The sequence below is a fragment of the Gordonia terrae genome (assembly GCF_051789125.1).
Lineage (GTDB): Bacteria > Actinomycetota > Actinomycetes > Mycobacteriales > Mycobacteriaceae > Gordonia > Gordonia terrae_A.
Map to the genome: position 1 here is coordinate 2053369 of NZ_CP196526.1, position 20538 is coordinate 2073906.

Sequence of the window (20538 nt, forward strand, 5' to 3'; positions counted from 1 at the left end):
GAACTCCTAGGCCATGAGCTCGTACACCCCGCCGGTCGGGCAGCAGCCCGCGCGGCGAGCGCGCCCGCTGTGGTTGCGTTCGGCGATCATCACCGTCTGCATGGTCGCGGCGCTGTTGGTGATCGAACTGATCGATGCGGCGATGCGCTACGACCTCGACTCGGCGGGTATCGAGCCCCGCCAGGTCGACGGACTCGACGGAATCCTGTGGGCGCCGCTGCTGCATGCCGACTGGCAGCACCTGTTCGCCAACCTGATGCCCGGTGCGGTGCTCTGTTTCCTGGTGCTGATGACGCAGCGGTTCCTCGTCGTCACCGGCATCATCTGGGTGGTGTCCGGGCTGGGCGTGTGGTTGTTTGCCGCGCCGTACTCGATCACCGTCGGCGCCTCCGGGATCATCTTCGGCTGGCTCACGTTCCTCATCGTGCGGGGGTTGTTCAACCGTGACCTCTGGCAGATCCTCGGCGGCGCGGTGCTCTTCCTGATCTACGGATCGATCCTGTGGGGTGTGCTGCCGTCCGACCCGATGATCTCCTGGCAGGCGCACCTGTTCGGCGCCGTCGCCGGTGTGCTCGCGGCCTGGCTGCTGAGCGCTCGCGACCGGCGCAGGCGGCAGGGCGCCGAGGTGTCGGGGGTGTCGTCATAACCGCGTCCGACGCCGGTCTCTCCGCAGGCGTCTTCGACGCGGGGGCGCCCATCGGCATCTTCGACTCCGGGGTCGGCGGGCTCACCGTGGCGCGCGCCATCATCGACCTGCTGCCCGACGAGGACATCGTCTACATCGGCGACACGGCGAACGGGCCCTACGGGCCGTTGACGATTCCCGAGATCCGCAGGCACGCGCTGGCGATCGGCGACGATCTCGCCGAGCGTGGCGTCAAGGCCATCGTCATCGCCTGCAACACGGCATCGGCGGCCTGCCTGCGCGACGCCCGTGAGCGGTACGCACCCATCCCGGTCATCGAGGTCGTGCTCCCGGCCGTGCGTCGGGCGGTGGTCGCGACCAAGACGGGCCGGATCGGGGTGCTGGGCACCGAGGCCACGATTGCCTCACGCGCCTACCAGGACTCGTTCGCGGCGGCCCGGGACGCGGTGATCACGGCGGTGGCCTGCCCGAGGTTCGTCGACTTCGTCGAACGGGGGATCACGAGCGGCCGGCAGATCCTCGGGCTGACCCAGGGATACCTCGAACCCCTGCAGCAGGCAGGCGTGGACACGGTGGTGCTCGGATGCACGCACTACCCGCTGCTGTCCGGGGTGATCCAGCTCGCGATGGGTGACGAGGTCACGCTCGTCTCCAGTGCCGAGGAGACCGCGAAGGACCTGTTCCGTGTCCTCACCGAAAACGACATGCTGCATCCGCACTCCGGTCGCGCCGCCACGCGCGTCTTCCAGGCGACGGGCGACCCGGACATGTTCGCGAAGCTGTCGAGCCGGTTCCTCGGTCCGGTGATCGGAGCCGTGCAGCACGTGTGATCGGTGTACGGTCCATCGCCGCGCACTTGTGACCCGGTATGACGGCGGCGGCATACGGAATCGTGGCACAGTGGGGCCTATGCGTCTCACGGTCCTCGGGTGTTCGGGCAGTGTGGGCGGACCGGGGGCGGCCTGCTCCGGCTACCTGCTCTCCGTCCCCGGCGAACAACCCGTCCTGGTGGATTGCGGCCCAGGGGTCTTCGGTGAGCTGCAACGGGTCACCGATCCCAATGGTGTCGCCGTCGTGCTGAGTCATCTGCACGCCGACCACTGTCTCGACCTACCCGCCATGCTCGTCTGGCGTCGCTACGCCCCGGAGCCGGCGACGCAGCGGGCACCGCTGTACGGGCCGCCCGGGACGGCGTTGCGCATCGGGTACGGATCGTCGGAGTTCCCGGGCCAACTCGACGACATCACCGACACCTTCGACGTCCACGAGTTGAGCAACGACGTCGAGATCACCCTCGGCGGCATGCGGATCAAGGCGATGAGCGTGAAGCATCCGCCGTCGACGTTCGGTCTGCGCATCACCGGCCCGCAGGGGCAGGTCGTCGTCTACAGCGGTGACACCGCACCGTGTGACGAACTCATCGATCTCGCGGCCGACGCGGACCTCTTCCTGTGCGAGGCCTCGTGGACACATGCCCCCTCGGAACGACCGCCGGACCTGCACATGTCGGGCATCGAGGCGGGGGAGGCCGCAACCAAGGCCAACGTGCGGACGCTGGCGATCACACATGTGGCGCCGTGGTCGGATTCGGCAGAGATCCTGGCCGAGGCGCGCAGCACCTTCTCGGGGCCGGTGGACCTCGTCCACCAGGGCCAGATCTTCGACCTCACCTGAGTAGGCCCCGGCACCCGATCGTTACAGTGAGATCCGTGACCACACGAGCTGACGGCAGAGCCGACGACGAACTGCGTCCCATCACGTTCACGCGTGGCTTCACCAGCCATCCCGCGGGGTCGGTCCTGGTGGAATTCGGCAAGACGCGGGTGATGTGTACCGCAAGCGTCACCGACGGCGTACCGCCGTGGCGCCGCGGGTCCGGACTCGGTTGGCTCACGGCCGAATACGCGATGCTGCCGGCCGCCACCCACGATCGTTCCTCCCGTGAGTCGGTCAAGGGCCGGGTCGGCGGGCGCACCCACGAGATCAGCCGTCTGATCGGCCGCTCACTGCGAGCCTGCATCGACCTCGGTGCGCTGGGGGAGAACACCATCGCGCTCGACTGCGACGTCCTCCAGGCCGACGGCGGTACGCGGACCGCTGCCGTCTCCGGAGCCTACGTCGCCCTCGCCGACGCCGTCACCTACCTGCGCGCGGCAGGCAAACTGTCCGACCCGCAACCTCTTTCGTGTGCCATCGCCGCGGTCAGCGTGGGCGTGGTCGACGGCCGGGTGCGGTTGGATCTGCCCTACGAGGAGGACTCCCGAGCGGAGGTCGACATGAACGTCGTCGCCACCGACGCCGGCACACTCGTCGAAGTGCAGGGCACCGGTGAGGGTGCCACCTTCGCGCGGTCGACACTCGACGCGCTGCTCGATGTGGCGGCCATCGGTACCGAGAAGCTGTTCGAGGCGCAGCGGGAGGTTCTGGCCGAGCCGTACCCGGGCGAACTCCCCGGTCGCATCTGATGCCGTCTGTCCTGCTCGCGAGCCGCAACCGCAAGAAGCTCGCCGAACTGCAGCGTGTCGTCGATGCCGCGGGCATCACCGACCTCGAGGTTCTCGGGCTGGATGCGGTGCCCGAGTACCCCGAGGAGCCCGAGACCGGGGCGACCTTCGAGGCCAATGCACTGATCAAAGCGCGCGCAGGTGCACGCGCGACCGGTTTACCCTGTCTTGCAGACGATTCCGGTATCGCCGTCGATGCTCTGAACGGAATGCCAGGCGTGCTGTCGGCGCGCTGGTCGGGGAATCATGGTGACGACCCGGCCAACAACGCGCTGCTGCTCGCGCAATTGTCGGACACCCCGGACGAGCGCCGCGGCGCGGCGTTCGTGTCGGCGTGCGCGCTCGTCCTGCCCGGCGGCGACGAGACCGTGGTGCGGGGGGAGTGGCGTGGGCAGGTCCTGCGTGGCGAACGTGGGCCGCACGGGTTCGGGTACGACCCGCTGTTCGCCCCCGACGACGACGTGGCCGCGGGACGGTCCGCCGCCGAGCTGTCGCCACAGGAGAAGGATGCGCTCAGTCACCGCGGAAAGGCGCTGGCGCAACTGGTTCCGGCGTTACGAGCGCTCGCGGGCTGACGGCTCTCGCGTCGGCGCAGGGACGAGGTCAGCTCGCGGTGCCGGTGTACATGTAGACGCCCAACGTGTGTGGTCGGCCGTCGAGCAGAATATCCATGTCGTCGGCGCCGGCACGTGACATCCCTTGTCGCTCATAGAATCCGAACGTGCACAGCGAGTCGGTGTACAGATGGAAGTCCGTACGGCCGCGCTCCCGGAGATGGTCCAGGAACGCCCGATAGAGTGTCGCTCCGACGCCGTGTCCCCGCGTGGTGGAGGCGACGGCGAACAGGGTCAGTTCGTCGTCGAGTGGCCTGCCGGTCTGGGCGCCGAGCCGGTGGGCCACCGATTCATACGCGAAGAGGCCGCGCAGCGACTTCAACTGGGAGAGTCCGAGAATGGCTGCTCGGGCGGTGTGGGCCCAGAGCAGCGCCCGGTTCTTCGTCCGCTCGCCCAGGTGTGTCTCACCGTCGATCCGTCCCAGGATGATCCCGACCACGTGGCCGTCCTTCTCCGCGACGCGGCTCCAGGTGCTCGCCACCAATTGCTCGCGCAGATAGACCTCGAGTGCGCTGTCGAGAACGCGGCGGCCGCGGACGTACCGGTGGATGTAGAACGCCTCGTCGATGATCTTCTTGACGTCATGGGCGTCGGTGGAACGGTATGGGCGATAGGTGATGTCGGTCATGATCCCTTCTCTGCGGGTGTGTCGGATGACGAGCCGGACAGGCTCGTCGAGTCGTAGGTGAGTGCGAGGAGGTCGGCTTCGAGCGCCGCTCGATCGGCGTCGTCGAGCACGGCCCCCCACAGCGGTGCGGTGTTGGATCCGTCGGCCGCGGCGATGATCAACCGTGTGATGGCCGGGTCGAGGCCGTCGTCGTGCAACGCTGCGCGCCAGCGATCGGCGTCTTCCTGGGCGACTTGCTCGGCGCCGGATTCGTACATCAGCCGGGCGGCGAGCGCGATCTGGTCGCGCAGGTTCTCGGAGTCCTTCGCGTCGGCGAAACTCGCCCGGATGTATGCCCGGGTGAGCCGGCCGCGACCGTGCTCCTCCTCGGCGGCGGCTCGCTCGACGTCGGCACGGAACCGCGCCATCAGGTCTGTCGCGAGGTCGACGAGAAGGTCGTCCTTGCTGGGGAAGTGGTAGAGCAGTCCGCCCTTGGACACCCCCGCCGCGGCCGCGATGTCGGCGACGGACACGGCCGTGCCGCGTCGAGCGATCAGTCGGGCGCCGGCGTCGAGGATCAACCGTCGGGTGTCGGCCGGGCTTCGCCCCGTCGTGCGTGCCATGGTGCCTCCTTCTGATCGTTCCCGGTGGTCATCTGCTGACCTCGGCTATCACTGTACCGTCCAGACGGTACAGTTTCAATCCCAGGCCGATCCGGAGCAGCCGGCCTCATCGGATCCCGTCGACTGTGCGCCCGTTTCCGTCGAGCGTGCGTCCGATCCCGTCGACCGTGCGGCCGATCTCGTCGAGTGTGCGGCCGAAGTCATCCACTGTGCACGGGGCGAAGCGAAAGGGCGCTCAGCTGTGCGCGTGCACGGTCAGCATCCGCGCGACCGAATCGGACCAGCGGTACTGGGTGGCCCGGTGTCTGGCCGCTCGTTCGCGATCAGCGCGCGGGATGCCCAGCACCTGCCGGATCGCCGTGGCGAAACCCGGGCCCGAATCGTCGGCGACCGCCCCACAGGTCTCGTCGACGAGGGTCGCGACCGCTGAAGACCGGGAACCGATCACCGGTGTTCCCGCGGCGAGTGACTCCAGCGCCGACAGGCAGAACGTTTCGTGAGGTCCCGGGGAGAGCGAGATGTCCGCGCTGGCCAGCAGTGTCGCCACCTCGGTCCGGTCGGAGAGGTGGCCCAGGAACGTCACGGGCAGACCGCGGGCGAGATGGTTCAGCGGGGCCCGCATCGGACCGTCCCCGGCGATCACCAGATGGGCGGGCGACCCGGCGCGGTGGAGACGGGCGATGGCGGCAATGCTGCGGTCGGCACGCTTCTCGACGGACAGGCGCCCACAGTGGGCGATGAGCGGACCGCCGCCGCCGGACCATCGCGCGGTCAGGTCCGGGTCGAGGTGACGGGGGTCGAAGACGTCCAGATCGACACCGAGCGGTGCTCGGACGACATTGGTCGCCGACACCCGTTCGAACTCGGCCGCAGCGAAGTCGGTGGTGCACACGACGGAGTCGTAATTGCGTGCGGTCGCCGCGTTCGCACGGTCCGCCAGAGCCCTGGCCGTCGGCCCGGGCAGCACCTGGCCCAGAAGCCGGTCGAGTCGTTCGTGCGACACCATCGTCGAGTGGATGTCGCGGTCGCGTGCCCAGCGCCCGAAACCCCGCAGGGTGAGGCGGTCAGATACCTCCAGCGCATCGGGCCGCAGGTTGGTGAGCACATCAGCGACGCGTCGCGCCGATGCCAGCCGATATCCACCGGACCCTGGAATCCGCGGAGCCGCCACCGTGATTCGCGTGACACCGGAGGGGAGGATCTCCTCGCCCGGGGCGTCGCCGGGCACGATGAGGGTCACTTCATGGCCGGAGCCGACATAGCCGGCGCCCCATCGGTCGACGGCGGTGCGCAGACCTCCGGAGCGCCCTCCGTAGAAATTCGCGAGCTGGACGATGCGCACGGCTCCAGTCAGCCGGAGCCGGGTGAACGAGCGTCTAGCGCGACCTGATCAGAGGTTGAACTGCGCCTTCACTTCCTGGGTGCGCTTGTGCTCGAACCAGAAGGACAAGAAGGGAATCGTGCCGGCGATCGCGGTGATGATGGTTTTGCCCGCGCTCCAACGGACCTTGATCGCGAGGTCGATGGCCATGATCAGGTAGACGAAGTAGACCCAGCCATGCACGAACGGCACGAAGTCGAGTGCATGGTTGTCGAAGCCGTAGGTGAGTACGAGCTCGACGACGAGCAACAGTAGCCACACGCCGGTGATCCAGGCGAGGACGCGATACCGCAACAGCGCGCCGCGGACCTTCTCCACCGGGGCGGCGAGAGTGGGGGCGGTGGGTTCGGTCTCGGTCACTGCTGGCCTTTCGATGTGGGAACGGACTGCGTGTGCGAGCTGGGTGCTCGGGAGTTCCGGGCGGCTTGCGGGTCCTGGGAATCGACGGACCCCAGCTCGGCCAGGTAGCGGTTGTACTCGACGAGGGCGGCGTCGTTCACCGGGTCCGAGCCGGCGAGTGAGGAGGCACTGGGAGTGGTGGGTCGGTCCGGGAGGATTCCCTCGGGGATCTCGGCCACGGATCTGTCGGTCGCGACCTTGCGTGCTTCGTCGGGGTCGCTCTCCAGGATCACGAAGCGGCGGTAGGCGTAGATGACGGCGGCTGCGAACGCGGGCCACTGAAGCGCGTAGCCGAGGTTCTGGCCCGAACCGGAGGCGGATTCGTAGCGCGACCACTGCCACCACGCCAGGCTCAGGCAGGCCACCGCGGCGATCACGGTCAACACCACGAGCGCAGGCCGGTGGGTGCGGCGGCGGGGCGAGGACATACCTACGACGGTACCTGGCCTGCGACGATCAGAAGCGGGCCGGTAGGGTGGTCGCGGTTACATTCGCGCGATTCCCGCTTCGTCGGGTGTCGCGCCCACGCGCGAGTGGCGGAATTGGCAGACGCGCTGGATTTAGGTTCCAGTGTCTCAGGACGTGGGGGTTCAAGTCCCCCCTCGCGCACCACCGTTGGAAAACAACGCGTCTGCGCCTCGTGTCGCTCGCCGCGACCGGCGTTGCCGCTGGAGTGAGGCGAGGCGAGTCTGAACGCAAACCTCGAGGCTTGAGAGTGTGTGCCCGCTGAGCGGTCCGATGATCACTGAGTCGACTGGGACCCAAGAGTCATTCGTGTGTGGCAGTCGATAGTCGGTGGTGTCGGCCGTTCGACGCTTGTTTTGGCGAGGCTGGGATTCGCGTAATCCCAGATTCTGCCGGGTGCGATGTTTGGCTTTCGGTATTGGGGAACTCATCCATTCTCAGGAGTGAAACCCTTTGCCTCACCAGGCGATCGAACTCGGTTCCATTGTCTCGGTTCTGCTCGAGTTGGTCATGAAGCCGGCTCCATTCGGCACGGAGACGCGATTTCTGGGGATGGATTGTGTCGGGCTCTGGCCGGTCCCTGGGTTCTAGGGCGGTCGGGTGGGCTTGGGGGTCTACCGGGATCAGCATCCGGGATATCGCCAGAAATCCCGGGGCTTTCAGGGTTGGGGGTATCGCCACGGGCTGAACTGCAGAAACGTGACGTACGTCGGCCGGTAGTATCCGCACCCTGAACACGTTGAGCGCTGCATCCGCAGACGGCGACCATCGACGGAAAAGGGGACGGCGCAGATGGCGGACGACGAGAATGCGACGCCATCGACGCGGGCCTGGACCTACGTCCTCCTGGTCGTAACGGTCGTCGCTCTCGCGGTCATGCTCGTGGGGTTGCTGGCACCGTCACCCGACCCCGAGCTGACGACAACACCGCCGCCGACGTCGTCCGGGACCGAGCAGACCGATCCCGCTGCCATTCAGACGCCGACCGTGGTCAGCGAGCCCGTCGACCCGGACGCGCCGATTCCCGGATGTGATGTCGTCGAGGTTCCCGACGAGTCGGGTTTCACGGTGTTCACCGGGATGGGGGACCGACCGACATACGACAATCCGGAGTTCCCGTGGTTCAACGGGCCGAAGGCGACCGCGATGTCCACTGCGCTGGCGAGAGCGCTCCCGCCCCGGGCCGAGATCGCTTTCGCGAACCCGAGGCACTCGCTCATCTTCCAGCCGATCACCTCCCTCGGTGCCCCGGACCCGGAGCCCCGCGGGTCCACGCATGCCTCGGGTGAGGTCATCAACGGTGATGGCAGGGGCTCGGTGTCGGTCGATGTCCAGCGTTCATCGGCTCCGATTCCTGCTTGTGTTGCAGGGCAACTCGATGAACGCCGCAGGCTGCGCGACGGCGTGGTGGTCGACGTCCACGACACCTGGCAAGAAGTGGACGGGGTCCGGACGTTCACGCGGACGGCCCGCGCCTACGTGGCCGACGGATCCTGGATCGCCGCGCGGGCCAGTGACGCGACCGGTGTGAACCAGCAAGACCACACCGGCTCGGTGCCGTTGTCGATCGACGAGCTGGTGCGCATCGTCGACGATCCGGGACTTCGCGTCAGCACTCCGGTCGCCCCTGGTACGCCGGCGCCGACGGAGCGCTGTGACAACACGTTCGAGTCGTACACGGGCCCGTCGGTGACGCGTGAGCAGGCACGCGAACTCGACGACGTTCTCGCGACCGTCGATCTGGGCGGCTCGCGGTTGCCGCCCATGGTGCCGGTCGGTGGGCCCGGGGAGGGCATGGTGTGCACCGGTGCTGCGGATCTCGGCGGTGGTGTGGGCATCGAGCTCACGATCGTCGGTGGTCAGCCGACTCCATCCGGAGAACGCCCGGTTCCGGGTCGGGGTAGCCAGAAGACCCTGCGCACGCTTCCCGACGGGACCGTGGTGCAGACCGACGTCGTGTGGCAGTCGAGTTCGTCTACGTCCGACCCGCGAGATCATGTCAGGACGACGACCCATTCCGCGGTGGTGACCCGCCCGACGGGCACCCGCATCTCGGCCAGTTCCACTGCGGCCTCGCCGGCCGAGCCGATGTCGATGGAAGAGCTCGAAAACATCGCCCTGACACCAGGATTGGAGCTGTGAACCATGCCGGCCCGAGGTAGGTGGACACTGGTCGCCGCCGCCGTGGCCGCGGTCGTGACGGTCTCCGCGGCGACCGTGGTGTGGGTGGACCGCGTTCCTTCGACGATCAAGAAGATCACCGGAACCACTGCGGAGACGCCCGGTCTCGCCTGGTCGCTCGATCCCGCCGAGTCGCTGGGTCGTCCTTTCGCCGCGTTCGCCGACCCGCGCGGAGGAACCGCGTTCACCGCAGGCGAACCCGGAATGATCCGGTCCGGCGACACGCTTCTCACCATCGTCGGCACCCCGAACGAGGGGACGACTCTCGGCGATCCCGTGATGATCGGCATCGACGCGAGAACCGGAGGGGTGCGCTGGCAGGCTCCGGCGCACGACCTCGTCAGCTGCAGTGAGACTCCGCTGCACGGCAAGATCTACTGCCACGCCATGCGCAAGAACTATGAACTCATCACCTATGACATCGAGTCGGGTGAGTCCGAGCGACGCAGGGTATCGGAGAGCATCTTCGCCATCACCACCACGTCGGACGCACTGTACGTCGCCGAAGGCAGTGTCGAGGACGACGATGTTCGAGTCCACTCGGGCACGTTCGACGACGTGTCCGCCCACTGGACCCGCCACTTCGACATGGGCGCCTCGTATGAAGAGGTGTACGCCAGCGAGGCTCTCACCGTGACCGATGGTGTCGGCCTCGTGCGCACCGGCGGCGACCTCGCGCAATTCGACACCCGATCTGGCGCCGAGTTGTGGAGCAGCGGCACACAATGCGTCGGAACCTCGTCACTCCTGCCGGGCGGGTTCCTCGTCCACGCCGACTGCGAGTCGGCCGGTCTCGCGACCGAGCAATTTCTCAGGGGCCCGGACGGCAAGGTGATCGCGTCGACCTCGAGCCCCACCGTGCAACGCCCGGGGCTCGAGTCCACGACCGAGGCCGACCCCGTCCTGCTCGGCGACTCGGCCTACGACCGTGCCACCGGCGAGCTGTTGTGGACCAACAAGGACCTGACATCGCGCGACACCAACGCAACTGGAACCGTGACAGCAGTCGTCGGTGGCGTCGTGTACGTGATGGACAGTACCGGTCGCAGCGACAGTGGCATCGATCTGCGAACAGGTAAGCGCTTGTGGCACAGGGGGTGGCCCGGTGACGCGTCCGCCACCGTGAACCCAGACGCCTATCGCAACCGTCTGTTGGCCGGCAGTGATGGCATCACCCTGGCCGCTGTCGACGTGACCACCGGCGAGATCGCGTGGACGGCGCCGTTCCTCGCCATCGATTCCGACCCAGATGCGTTCGTGACCGGCAGGGCACTCGAGCCCTACGGCGACGGCTGGATCTTCTCGTCAGACCGTCGGATGATCGGGCTCGCGGCCCTCTGAGTCACGGCTGGGCCGGAATGACCTCTACCGCGTCGTCGTCGGCGAAGACGATGTCGTGATCGTCGGTCGAGATCGCCCAGCGGCGTAGTCGGGCGGTGTGCTCGTCGTCGATGCGGGTTTCGATGGTGGTGTCGCCGGCCAGGTCTGCGAAGTCGTCGACGACCTCGCCCTCCCTGGTCGAACCGTCGTCCAGCGTCACCCTGACCCGTGCCGCCACGGCTACCTCCTCAGGGGTCTCGCCGTCAGCGCCGTCGTGGTCGACCGGCTCGTTCTCCGTTGTGCTCATCTGATTGTCCTGTCCCCCTCGGGGTGGGCTCCGACGGTGAACTGCTCCGCACGCCGGTGGCTCACCGTTCGTGATCATCAGGCTACCAAATGGGATCATTGGTATCGTGAACATCGTGGACGTGCTGATCGATGTGACGGAACCGGCACGATATCTCGATTCGACGCCCGGCAGGGGTATTCCGCCATGTGTATCGAATTGTCTGCGGCACAGCACGACCGGAGTGCGTGACGGCTGGTCCTCCGAATGGCAAAAATCGCCAGAGTCCGTGCAATCGGACTCTGGCGATCAATCAGACAGCTGTCGACCGGATCAGTGAGCGGCGTTGTAGGCCTCGACGATGTCGTTCGGAATCCGGCCGCGGGCGGACACCTCGTAACCGTTGTCGGCCGCCCATTCTCGAATAGAGGCATTCGCCGACGAGCTGGTTCCGCCGGAATTGGGCTTCGTTCGCGCTGATGGTGACCGCCGACGGCCGCCGACTCGGGTCGACGCCTTGAGCAATTTCGCGACGGTCACTTTTCCCTGCTCGATCTTGTCGAGATTGGTCGAGGACACGTCGAGTTCGTAGTCGACGCCGAGCCACGACCACGAAACAGTCTGTGCGTCTTGAGGATCGAGCTCGCGACCGTCAAGGTCATCGACAAAGGTCACTGTCTGTATTTTCGACACGCTGACCACGGTAGTCGATGGTCGGACCGGAATCATGGACGTCTGCATTCCCGGTGTCGGGACTCACTCCGGTATATCGCCTGGCGAGTCCGTCGAATGCGGACCCATCCGCGTCAATTCAAGCCGGGAATGGTGAATCGAGGCGCTTCGGGACGCGGAATGCTGCTGGTTGCGCGCGACGGTTCCGCCCTTCTCGACGCCGACGGCCGGGGTGATTCGCGTTTCCGGGTCACACCGACGTGCGGAGTGGGGTCGGTTGTCATCCGCCGGTTCGCCTCGGCGCCAAGCCCGCTGCCGGTGGTGTCGTCGACGCGCAGGCACATCGATCGGATCACGTGGTGCGCGGTCACCAGCCCGTAGGTCATCGGCAGTCCCAGGACGGTCACCAGCAGTCGGGTCGGACGCAATGGGCTGTCACCGAGGATGGACGGCTCGACGACGTTGCCGACCTCCCGGATCAGGTGCAGTGCGAGTTTGTACGCGTAGTGAGCCGCGGTGATCGGTTTGCTGACGGTGAGCTCGTCGAGGGATACGGTTTCCCAGGGGTCCGCGCCGTGGCCGAGGTTGTGTCCGATGCCGAGCAGGATGTCCAGCGGGGCACCGCCGAAGATCGGGATCAGAGAACCGAAGAGCGAGACGCCCAGTTCGCCGACGGAGCGCTCCTCCGCCGGGTCGAGCGGGATCAGGTTGTGATGGATGCGGATTCCGCGCATGACGCTCAGGATTCGCGTCGTCTCGGCGCGAATCCTGGCCGCATCGGCGGGGTTGTTCTCCTGTGCCTGGGCGGACACGTAGCGGACCAGGCGACCGAGCGTGAGGGAGCCGATCGGCGTGCAGGTCTCGACGTCGGCCAGCGCGAGGTGGTCGGCGATCTCGGCCACCATCGGCGGGATGGGGATGTCGAAGCGGACGGTGTCGCTCGGGCGTCCCGCCTGAGCGCGCTGCTCGTCGGTCACTCGTGCGACGCACTGGTCGAGAACGGTCTTCGCCGTGGCGCGCAAGAGTGCCTTCACCGCGAACTCGGACGAGAAGACGAAGGCGGAGAGCAGCCAGTTGTAGGTGACGAACTGTGCCAGGCCGTCTGCGTCGGTGCCGGCGAACGGGCTGCCGAGGTCGGGTGCCGACCCGACGAGGAGGCGTGCGGGGATGAGGACGGTGGTGAACATGTACAGCCACACCGTTTCCACGGCCTGGATGACGGTGATGTTTCCGAGCGGGATGGCCTCGGTGTGCCGGCCGTCACGGATCTTGAGGAGGTTCGACACGAGGAGCTGCGAGATCGGGTCGCGGTAGTCGAGGGCGGGATCGTCGTCATCGGCACCGAGGGTGAGCGGGTGCTCGGTCACGGCGAGGGTCGAGATGTGCAGCCTGCGCATGTCGCGATGCGCGGCAACCCGGCTGGCGCGCGCAGACGCCCGCAACGAGGGCGGCAAGACGTCGTACACAGACTCGAAGATCGAGTCGTACACCACCGACAGTGTCGTGAAATCGCCGCTTGCGCAGCGCGTCTCGGCCCCTTCCAGAGACTTCGGCGTGGGCAGTAGTGGGCGGGTCAGGGTCTCGATACGTTCGATGCGCTCGGGGTAGGTCTCGGTTTCCGGGTCGACGGTCGGGGTCAGCTCGTGGACCGGCGTGGCACGCAGCGGAGCTGCCGAGAACGGTGCCGCGCTTCCGACGATCGCGGCAGTGCTCGTCCCGGCCGCAAGGGTGGGCAACGACATCGTCAACGTGAACACGGCGACGATTCGCAGAACCCAAGGCTGTACGCGCCGTGCCGCACTGCTTCGACCTGAACTCATGCACCCACTACCCGAATAGTCGTCTGGTACCCCGGCGACAATGTCGGCACTCGCCGCCATCCCGGCGTCGCGCGCGACCAGAGCAGTCCGCGAAGGGGAAGTTAGTCGAACGAATCTTAAGGTGCGCGGCGCAAGTCCGCGCACCGGGTGGACCGGACTCACTGTCGGTGCGTCGTGCAACGATTCCGAGGTGAGACGACGTCGAGCGACCCCCATACCGATACCGACCGGGCTGCTGATGGTCGTCCTGGTGGTGGTGTCCGCCTGTGGTCCCGCGCCCGACCTCGTCGAACGCCCTGCGGCCCCGCGAGCCGACGCCCCGTCCGGTGCCGCATCCCCGTCCGGTGCCGGACCGGGGGCCGGGCGGGCTCTCGTCGACCTCGAGAACCTCGAGGTGAAGGGCCGGGCCCCGAAGACGGGCTACGAGCGTTCTCGCTTCGGCAGGGCGTGGGACGACGCCGTCGATGTCGTCTACGGACGCAACGGATGCCGGACCCGAGAGGACATCCTGCGGCGCGATCTCGTCGACATCTCGTTCCATGCCGACGGCTGCCGTGTGCTGACCGGCACCCTGCACGACCCGTACACCGGCATGACGCTGCCGTTCAGGCGCGGTGAGGACACGTCGGCGCTCGTGCAGATCGACCACGTCGTCGCGTTGTCCGATGCATGGCAGAAGGGTGCTGCGACCTGGGATACCCGACGCCGCACCGACTTCGCGAACGACCCACGCAATCTGCAGGCCGTCACCGGCACGGTGAACCAGAGCAAGGGGGACGGTGACGCGGCCACCTGGCTCCCACCGAACAAGTCCTACCGCTGCGCCTACGTGGGCAGGCAGGTCGAGGTGAAGAAGATCTACGGCCTCTGGGTGACCCCCGCCGAACACGACGCCATGCGCCGGGTACTCGCATCGTGTTGAGCCCGTCCGGTCACGGACGTGGGTCTCGTCGGTAACCTTGGCGACCGTGACCGCGGATCAGGGACGACCCCAGCCACTCGCCGACGCGGACGGCCATCCGCTGACCGACGATTCCGTCGTCGATTCGCTCGGGAATGATCTGCGCGCGGCCGGTTACACCACCGACGGGGTGACCGGACTGCTGGGCGAGGACGTCCATGGGGCGCTCACCCGGGGTGTCTGGTGGCCGGCTCTTGCTGCCACCGCGAACGTGTCGGGGGAGTCGGCGGCGCTCGCGACACTCGTGCGGCTGTTCCTTTTGGGTTCGGATGAGCCGGCGGATTCGGTTGCGGCGGCATTCCCCGACGCCGGGGTCGGCGTCCTGATCGCGCACGGCGTTCTCGCCCGCGCCGACGACTCCCGACTGCGCGCGAAGCTCGACATCCGCCCGCACGGCGACGACACCCGCGACTACCTCGTCGTCGCCGACCAGGATGCCGCGATGCGTTCCGGGCCCGTCGCCCGCGATCATGTCCTCGGCATCGGAGGTGCGTCGATGTCGTTGGCGCGCGCGGTGATCCGCGAGCCGGTCGGCCGGGCGCTCGACATCGGCACCGGATGTGGCATCCAAGCACTGCATCTGGACGCGCATTGCGGGCAGATCGTGGCCACCGACACGAACCCGCGGGCGCTGGCCCTGGCCCGCGCGACGGCGAGGCTGAACGGTATGTCGTGGGATCTGCGTCCGGGCAGCATGTTCGAGCCCGTCGCGGGCGAGCGGTTCGATCTGATCGTGTCCAACCCTCCGTTCGTCGTGGGCACCGGCAGCCAGGACTACATCTATCGCGACTCCGGAGTCGTTGGGGACGGTCTCTGCGAACAGCTGGTCCGTGGGCTGCCCGACCACCTGAATCCCGGTGGCACCGCGCAGATCCTGGCCAACTGGGTCATCCGCGACGGTGAGGAATGGCAGGAGCGGGTGCGCTCGTGGCTGGACGGCACGGGACTCGACGCGTGGGTCGTCCAACGTGAGGCTGCGGACCCGATCAGCTATGTCTCACTCTGGCTGTCCGACGCGGGCGAGGACGAGCACTCCGCGGCACGCCGCGGATCCGAGTGGCTCGAGTGGTTCGACGAGCAGGGGATCGTCGCGATCGGGATGGGATCGATCACCGCCCGTGCGCCGGAGGCGGGGGAGGAACGTGAGCCCGACGTCGTGATCGAGGAGATCACCGGGGCCGGTGAGGAGGTGACCGGCCATGAGGCGCAGGCGTTCCTGGCGCGCCGCCGGTATCTGCGGGTCACCTCCGACGAGCAGCTGCTCGGCAAGCGGCTGTCGGTCGCCCCGGTGATGCTGGAGGAGCATTCGCTGCCGGGCGACGACGGCTGGCAGCAGGTGTCGGCCGCCGTCCGCCGCCCCGGGGGTCCCGGTGCCGTTCTGGGTGTCGACGAGGTGTCGCGAGCGTTGATGGCCGGTTGTCGCGGACAGGTGCCGCTCGGGGCGCTGCTCGAACTGCTCGCCGGTTTCCACGAAGTCGACGCCGACGCACTCGCCGAGGCGGCGCTACCCGTGGTCCGTGAAGCGATCGGCCGGGGAATCCTCTACGAAGCGACCTGACGAGGGAGGGCGGTCCGGGATCGCTAGCCGGGGAACGTTGCGTCCAGCGCCGTCGAGATGTCGGCGATGAGGTCGTCCGCGTCCTCGAGACCCACCGAGAAGCGCAGGTGACCCCATTCGCGGAACGGTGCCGGATAGGCGGCGACCCGCGCGCCGTCGGTGCCGACGTGCACGATGAGGGATTCGTCGTGACCGAGCGACACCGCTGAGGTGATCGTCGAGAGCGCGGACACGAACCGGTTCTGTGTCGACGGATCGCCGCGCACCGCGAAGGCCATCATCGCGCCGAAGCCCCGACCGCCGAATTGCCGTGCGGCGAGGTCGTGTTCGGGGTGGGACGGCAACCCCGGGTAGCGGACGTACGCGACGCGGGGGTCGCCGTCGAGGAATGCGGCGACCCGCTCCGCGGTGCGCTGGTGCTGGGCGAAGCGCAGGGGCAGGGTGATCGCCCCGCGTGCGATGAGCCAGGCGTTGAACGGCGAGATGACACCGCCGACATCGACCATCGCCTGCGTCTTGATCCGTGCGATCAGCTCGGTCCGGCCGAGCACCGCACCGCCCATCGCGTCGCCGTGCCCGTTGATGTACTTGGTGAGCGAATGCACCACGAGGTCCGCGCCGTCGGCGAGCGGGCGGTACAGCGTGGGCGGTGTGAAGGTCGAGTCGATGAGCAGCAAGGCCCCGGCATCGTGTGCGACCGCGGCGAGTGCCGAGATGTCGGCGACCTTCGTCGTCGGGTTGGCGATGGTCTCGGCCACCAGCATCCGGGTGTTCGGCCTTATCGCCGCCCGCACCGCCTCCGGATCCCCGACGTCGACGAATGTCGCGTCGATCCCGTACTTCGACGGAAGCAGCTCCGACCACAGCTTCCACGTCGCCTCGTAGGTGGTGTCGGAGACCACCACGTGGTCGCCGACCGACAGGAAGGTGAAGAAGACCGAGTGCAGCGCGGCCACCCCAGACGCGAGCACGACCGCGTCGTCGGCTTCCTCGAGCGCGGCCAGCTTGCCCTGCAACGCGACCTGGTTGGCGCCCGTGTTGCGGGTGTAGAAGAGCTGATCGGTGCCCGACCAGCTCATCTCCTCCGGATTGGGTGGCAGGTGGTAGGAGTTCGCCATCGTGATCGGCGTCCGCACCGAGGGGCCCGACGAGTCGTTGCCCGCATGGACACTGCGTGTCATCTCGCCGGTCACGGGTGGGCTCCCATCGGTTCGTCGGCGCGTTCGGCCGGCGGTCCCGGCCTCGTCGGACCCTCGACGCCCGACTCGAGGATCTCGGGTATCTCGGGGGTCGGGACACCGGGCGCCGGTCGAGGCGGGACGTCGTCGGCTGCGCGGGTCGGGATCGTTTTACCCGACCGGGCCGGACGGATCAGTTCGGCCACGCGCACCGGCACGCGGTGCAGCTTGTCGATGGCCGCGAAGTATCGGAACTCGGCCCACGCCCAGCAGACCGCGAAGACCAGCAACGCGACCGCGTCCATGGTGAGTGTGGACCAGGGACGGTGTGCGATGTGGATCGGCACGACGACAAGGGCGACGGCTTGGATGACGTACGAGTCGAGACTGCGGGTACCGGTCATCACGAGCGGCCGCAGCCAGTCGTGATGCCACCACTTCAGGACCAGGCGGAAGACGCCGTAGACGGCCGGGACGGCGAGGTATGCCCCGATCGCGCGGGCCGGGCGGAAATCGAGTTTGTCGGCGAAGCCGGGTTCGAGATGAGCCCAGGGGCCGGCGTGGATCCCGAAGTGGAAGAACATCGCCACCACGATCGCGAGAGCGACGATGACGAGGAGCCAGCGGTCGACGAACTCGGGCACGCGCCAGCGTGACCAGTTCCAGCCGATGACGAGCGCGGGGATGAACATGATCTGCCAGCCCGCCACGTTCTGGATGTGCGGCGCGGCCTGGTAGGCGCTCACGTAGAACCAGTCGGGGGAGTAGGCGAGTGAGAGCGCGTAGAGCGCCAGGGACCCGCCGAGCACCCAGGCCCACCATCCGCGACGCAGCAGTGGGAACAATGCGAATGCCGACATCATCAAGACCATGTAGAGCAGCAGGATGTTGCCGCCACTGGGCAGGTACTGCATCGTCAGGGAGAGCCAGATGCCGTCGCGCCAGCCGTCGACGGGGAGCAGCAGCGTCAACCACCGGTGGCCTTCGAGCGCGGCCGCCACCGCCACGAGTGCGATGACGAGCTGACACAGATAGAGCACCGCGATGCGCTTGGCGAGCCTCTTGTACGCGAAGGCCAGGCCGTGGCGGGTGACCCACCGCTGATAGACGAGCCCCAGCACGATCCCGGACAGCATCACGAATGCGGACATGCCGTCGACGTAGGGGAATGCGTGGGTGGGCGCGGCCAGGGATGACTCGTGCGCGAAGTGCGCCGTGATCATGCTCCAGATCGCCACCCCTCGGGTGGCGTCGATGGCCAGGTCTCGATTCATTGACTTGCACCCTAGACAGCACCGCGGCCCGAGGTCATCTTGGCCCGCGGCGAGTCGCGTGACGGTTGCGTCTCAGGTGTAGAGGTCGGCGATGGCCTGCTTGTGCGCGTCGTGGATCACATTGCGCTTGAGCTTCATCGTCGGCGTGAGCTCACCGGTGTCGATGGTGAAGTCGGTGTCGAGGATCGAGAACTTCTTGATGGCCTCGGCGTTGGACACCTTGGTGTTCGCCTCCTTGACCGCCGCGTCGATCTCGGCCTTGAGGTCGGCGTTGTCGACCAGATCCGAGATCGGGGTGTCGGCGGGCAGTCCGTGACGTTCCAGCCAACCGGGAACGGCCTCGGGGTCGATCGTGATGAGCGCGGCGATGAACGGCTTGTTGTCGCCGACCACCAGGCACTGGCTCACCATCGGGTGCGCCCGGATGGTGTCCTCGAGTTGTGCCGGTGACACGTTCTTGCCGCCGGCGGTGACGATCAGTTCCTTCTTGCGCCCGGTGATGAACAGGTAGCCGTCGTCGAGCGTGCCGATGTCACCGGTGTGGAACCATCCGTCGCGGATGGCGTCGTCGGTGGCGGCCTGGTTCTTCCAGTACCCGCCGAAGACGACCGGTCCCTTGAGCAGGACCTCTCCGTCCTCGGCGATGGCGACGGTGACGCCCGGGATCGGTCGGCCGACGGAACCGACCTTCTGGTTGTCCTCGTTGTTCGCCGTCACCGCGGCGGTGGTCTCGGACAATCCGTAGCCCTCGTACACCGGGATGCCGACGCCGCGGAAGAAGTGTCCGAGGCGGGCACCGAGCGGCGCGCCACCGGAGATGGCGCCTTCGCACTGGCCGCCCAGGGCGTCGCGCAGCTTGCCGTAGACGAGCTTGTCGAACAGGGCATGGCGGAGCTTCAGCCCGAGGCCGACCTTGCCGTCCTCGGTTGCCTTGCTGTACTCGATCGCGGTGTCGGTCGCCTTGTCGAAGATCGATCCCTTGCCGCCGTCGTAGGCCTTCTGCTTGGCCGAGTTGTAGACCTTCTCGAAGACGCGGGGCACCGACAGCACGTAGTTGGGCTTGAACACGCCGAGATCGGCCACGAGGTTCGTGAGGTCGTTGGTGTGTCCGAGGACCACGCCGTTCTCCACGCACCCGACCGTGACGACGCGGGCGAAGATGTGGGCGAGCGGGAGGAACAGCAGCGTCGACTTGCCCTCACGCATGCCGGCGCCGACAGCGTCCCGGGTGGCGGCGGTCTCGGCGAGGAAGTTCGCGTGCGTCAGGACAACGCCCTTGGGACGTCCGGTGGTGCCGGACGTGTAGATCAGGGTGGCGGCGTCGGACGACAGCGCGTTCGCCTGGCGCTGGTCGAGATCCGCGTCGGCGACCTTCGCGCCTCGCTTGGTGACCGTGGGGAGCGCGTGGTCGTCGATGACCAGGGTCTCCTTGAGGGTCGGCGTCTCGTCGATGACCCGGAGGTGACGGGTGTAGTGCTCGTGGTTCTCGACGAACAGCAGCTTGGCGCCGGAGTCCTCGAGAATCCACTGGACCTGGTCGGGTGCGGACGTCTCGTAGATGGCGACGGTGCACGCGCCGGTGCGCCAGATCGCATAGTCCAGGACGGTCCACTCGTAACGAGTCGACGAGAGGATCGCGACGCGGTCCCCGGCCTGCACGCCGGAGGCGATGAGACCCTTGGCGACTGCGTCGACCTCATCGGTGAAGTGCTTGGCGGTGACGTTGACCCACTGGTTGTGCGAGCGCTTGCGGAAGAGCGGCATCGTGGGGCGCTCCGCGCGGTAGCGCAGGATCGTGTCGACGGTCGTCGCCTTGTCGTCGATCGTCAGATCGGACGGTGTGGCGTACTGCTGCTGCATGGCACTCCTGAGACGGGAGAACAAGTGGACATTCCGGACATCGGCATGCGTGTGACCGGGACCGATGGCCGGATGAGTGGCACTGACAGTACCAGTATTCGTGGGATGCATCACAGGCGTCCGGCATCGTGGTGTATGCCCTGTTCAGGGCGGGGATGAGACGCGGCCAGGGCGCGATGCCGACATTCC

At 67.4% G+C, this 20538-nt stretch carries 20 protein-coding genes and 1 tRNA gene; 10 read left to right on the top strand and 11 right to left on the bottom strand.

Going from position 1 to position 20538, the window contains the following annotated elements:
* The first annotated feature begins 13 nt into the window (after window positions 1-13).
* The 5 genes from ACSUZC_RS09320 to rdgB all read left to right on the top strand — a co-directional run bounded on the left by ACSUZC_RS09320 (window position 14) and on the right by rdgB (window position 3725).
* Window positions 14-646, top strand: a complete 633-nt coding sequence (locus ACSUZC_RS09320; protein WP_439032538.1) for a rhomboid family intramembrane serine protease — start codon at window positions 14-16, stop codon at window positions 644-646.
* Window positions 643-1476, top strand: a complete 834-nt coding sequence (gene murI, locus ACSUZC_RS09325; RefSeq protein WP_439033055.1) for a glutamate racemase — start codon at window positions 643-645, stop codon at window positions 1474-1476. Before ACSUZC_RS09320 ends, murI begins: the two co-directional genes overlap by 4 nt.
* A gap of 79 nt (window positions 1477-1555) precedes the next feature.
* The gene (locus tag ACSUZC_RS09330) at window positions 1556-2320 is read left to right on the top strand and encodes a cyclic nucleotide-degrading phosphodiesterase (protein WP_439032539.1); all 765 of its coding nucleotides are present in this window, start codon (window positions 1556-1558) and stop codon (window positions 2318-2320) included.
* Window positions 2321-2355: 35 nt separating this feature from the next.
* A complete protein-coding gene (gene rph, locus ACSUZC_RS09335; protein WP_439032540.1) occupies window positions 2356-3111 on the top strand; it encodes a ribonuclease PH in 756 nt (251 codons plus the stop codon).
* Window positions 3111-3725, top strand: coding sequence for an RdgB/HAM1 family non-canonical purine NTP pyrophosphatase (gene rdgB, locus ACSUZC_RS09340; RefSeq protein WP_439032541.1), 615 nt, complete (start codon window positions 3111-3113; stop codon window positions 3723-3725). The genes rph and rdgB overlap by 1 nt, the downstream gene beginning before the upstream one ends.
* A gap of 28 nt (window positions 3726-3753) precedes the next feature.
* On the opposite strand, the gene ACSUZC_RS09345 is transcribed toward rdgB, so the two are convergent.
* The 5 genes from ACSUZC_RS09345 to ACSUZC_RS09365 form a co-directional block, all read right to left on the bottom strand.
* Complete coding sequence (locus ACSUZC_RS09345) at window positions 3754-4392, bottom strand: GNAT family N-acetyltransferase (protein WP_439032542.1); 639 nt, start codon at window positions 4390-4392, stop codon at window positions 3754-3756.
* Window positions 4389-4994: a TetR/AcrR family transcriptional regulator gene (locus ACSUZC_RS09350; protein ID WP_439032543.1), complete on the bottom strand. Its 606-nt coding sequence runs from the start codon at window positions 4992-4994 to the stop codon at window positions 4389-4391. The genes ACSUZC_RS09345 and ACSUZC_RS09350 overlap by 4 nt, the downstream gene beginning before the upstream one ends.
* A 235-nt stretch (window positions 4995-5229) precedes the next feature.
* The gene (locus ACSUZC_RS09355) at window positions 5230-6336 is read right to left on the bottom strand and encodes a glycosyltransferase (protein ID WP_439032544.1); all 1107 of its coding nucleotides are present in this window, start codon (window positions 6334-6336) and stop codon (window positions 5230-5232) included.
* 48 nt (window positions 6337-6384) lie between these two features.
* Window positions 6385-6735, bottom strand: a complete 351-nt coding sequence (locus ACSUZC_RS09360; protein ID WP_439032545.1) for a DUF3817 domain-containing protein — start codon at window positions 6733-6735, stop codon at window positions 6385-6387.
* The gene (locus tag ACSUZC_RS09365; RefSeq protein ID WP_439032546.1) at window positions 6732-7202 is read right to left on the bottom strand and encodes a transcriptional regulator; all 471 of its coding nucleotides are present in this window, start codon (window positions 7200-7202) and stop codon (window positions 6732-6734) included. The genes ACSUZC_RS09360 and ACSUZC_RS09365 overlap by 4 nt, the downstream gene beginning before the upstream one ends.
* A gap of 99 nt (window positions 7203-7301) precedes the next feature.
* On the opposite strand from ACSUZC_RS09365, the gene ACSUZC_RS09370 reads away from it, so the two are divergent.
* The 3 genes from ACSUZC_RS09370 to ACSUZC_RS09380 all read left to right on the top strand — a co-directional run bounded on the left by ACSUZC_RS09370 (window position 7302) and on the right by ACSUZC_RS09380 (window position 10761).
* Window positions 7302-7386: transfer RNA gene (locus ACSUZC_RS09370), tRNA-Leu, on the top strand.
* A gap of 645 nt (window positions 7387-8031) precedes the next feature.
* Window positions 8032-9381: a hypothetical protein gene (locus ACSUZC_RS09375; RefSeq protein WP_439032547.1), complete on the top strand. Its 1350-nt coding sequence runs from the start codon at window positions 8032-8034 to the stop codon at window positions 9379-9381.
* 3 nt (window positions 9382-9384) lie between these two features.
* Complete coding sequence (locus ACSUZC_RS09380; RefSeq protein WP_439032548.1) at window positions 9385-10761, top strand: outer membrane protein assembly factor BamB family protein; 1377 nt, start codon at window positions 9385-9387, stop codon at window positions 10759-10761.
* 1 nt (window position 10762) lies between these two features.
* On the opposite strand, the gene ACSUZC_RS09385 is transcribed toward ACSUZC_RS09380, so the two are convergent.
* The 3 genes from ACSUZC_RS09385 to ACSUZC_RS09395 all read right to left on the bottom strand — a co-directional run bounded on the left by ACSUZC_RS09385 (window position 10763) and on the right by ACSUZC_RS09395 (window position 13518).
* Window positions 10763-11047, bottom strand: coding sequence for a hypothetical protein (locus ACSUZC_RS09385; RefSeq protein ID WP_439032549.1), 285 nt, complete (start codon window positions 11045-11047; stop codon window positions 10763-10765).
* A 312-nt stretch (window positions 11048-11359) separates the two neighbouring features.
* Window positions 11360-11755, bottom strand: a complete 396-nt coding sequence (locus ACSUZC_RS09390; protein WP_439032550.1) for a histone-like nucleoid-structuring protein Lsr2 — start codon at window positions 11753-11755, stop codon at window positions 11360-11362.
* Window positions 11756-11832: 77 nt separating this feature from the next.
* Entirely contained in the window at window positions 11833-13518 is a 1686-nt protein-coding gene (locus tag ACSUZC_RS09395) for a hypothetical protein (RefSeq protein ID WP_439032551.1), read from the bottom strand.
* A gap of 238 nt (window positions 13519-13756) precedes the next feature.
* Between ACSUZC_RS09395 and ACSUZC_RS09400 the strand changes: the two genes are divergently transcribed.
* Window positions 13757-14440 carry an HNH endonuclease family protein gene (locus ACSUZC_RS09400; RefSeq protein WP_439033056.1) on the top strand — a complete coding sequence of 228 codons (684 nt, stop codon included), beginning with the start codon at window positions 13757-13759 and terminating at the stop codon, window positions 14438-14440.
* A gap of 46 nt (window positions 14441-14486) precedes the next feature.
* Window positions 14487-16037 (top strand): DUF7782 domain-containing protein, encoded by a 1551-nt coding sequence (locus ACSUZC_RS09405; protein ID WP_439032552.1) that lies wholly within the window; start codon window positions 14487-14489, stop codon window positions 16035-16037.
* A 23-nt stretch (window positions 16038-16060) separates the two neighbouring features.
* On the opposite strand, the gene ACSUZC_RS09410 is transcribed toward ACSUZC_RS09405, so the two are convergent.
* From ACSUZC_RS09410 to ACSUZC_RS09420, 3 genes are all read right to left on the bottom strand, one after another.
* On the bottom strand, window positions 16061-17218 hold the full coding sequence (locus tag ACSUZC_RS09410) for a trans-sulfuration enzyme family protein (RefSeq protein ID WP_439033057.1): 1158 nt from the start codon (window positions 17216-17218) through the stop codon (window positions 16061-16063).
* 8 nt (window positions 17219-17226) lie between these two features.
* Window positions 17227-18489 (bottom strand): OpgC domain-containing protein, encoded by a 1263-nt coding sequence (opgC, locus tag ACSUZC_RS09415; protein ID WP_439032553.1) that lies wholly within the window; start codon window positions 18487-18489, stop codon window positions 17227-17229.
* Window positions 18490-18561: 72 nt separating this feature from the next.
* Entirely contained in the window at window positions 18562-20349 is a 1788-nt protein-coding gene (locus ACSUZC_RS09420; protein ID WP_439032554.1) for an AMP-dependent synthetase/ligase, read from the bottom strand.
* Window positions 20350-20538 lie beyond the last annotated feature (189 nt).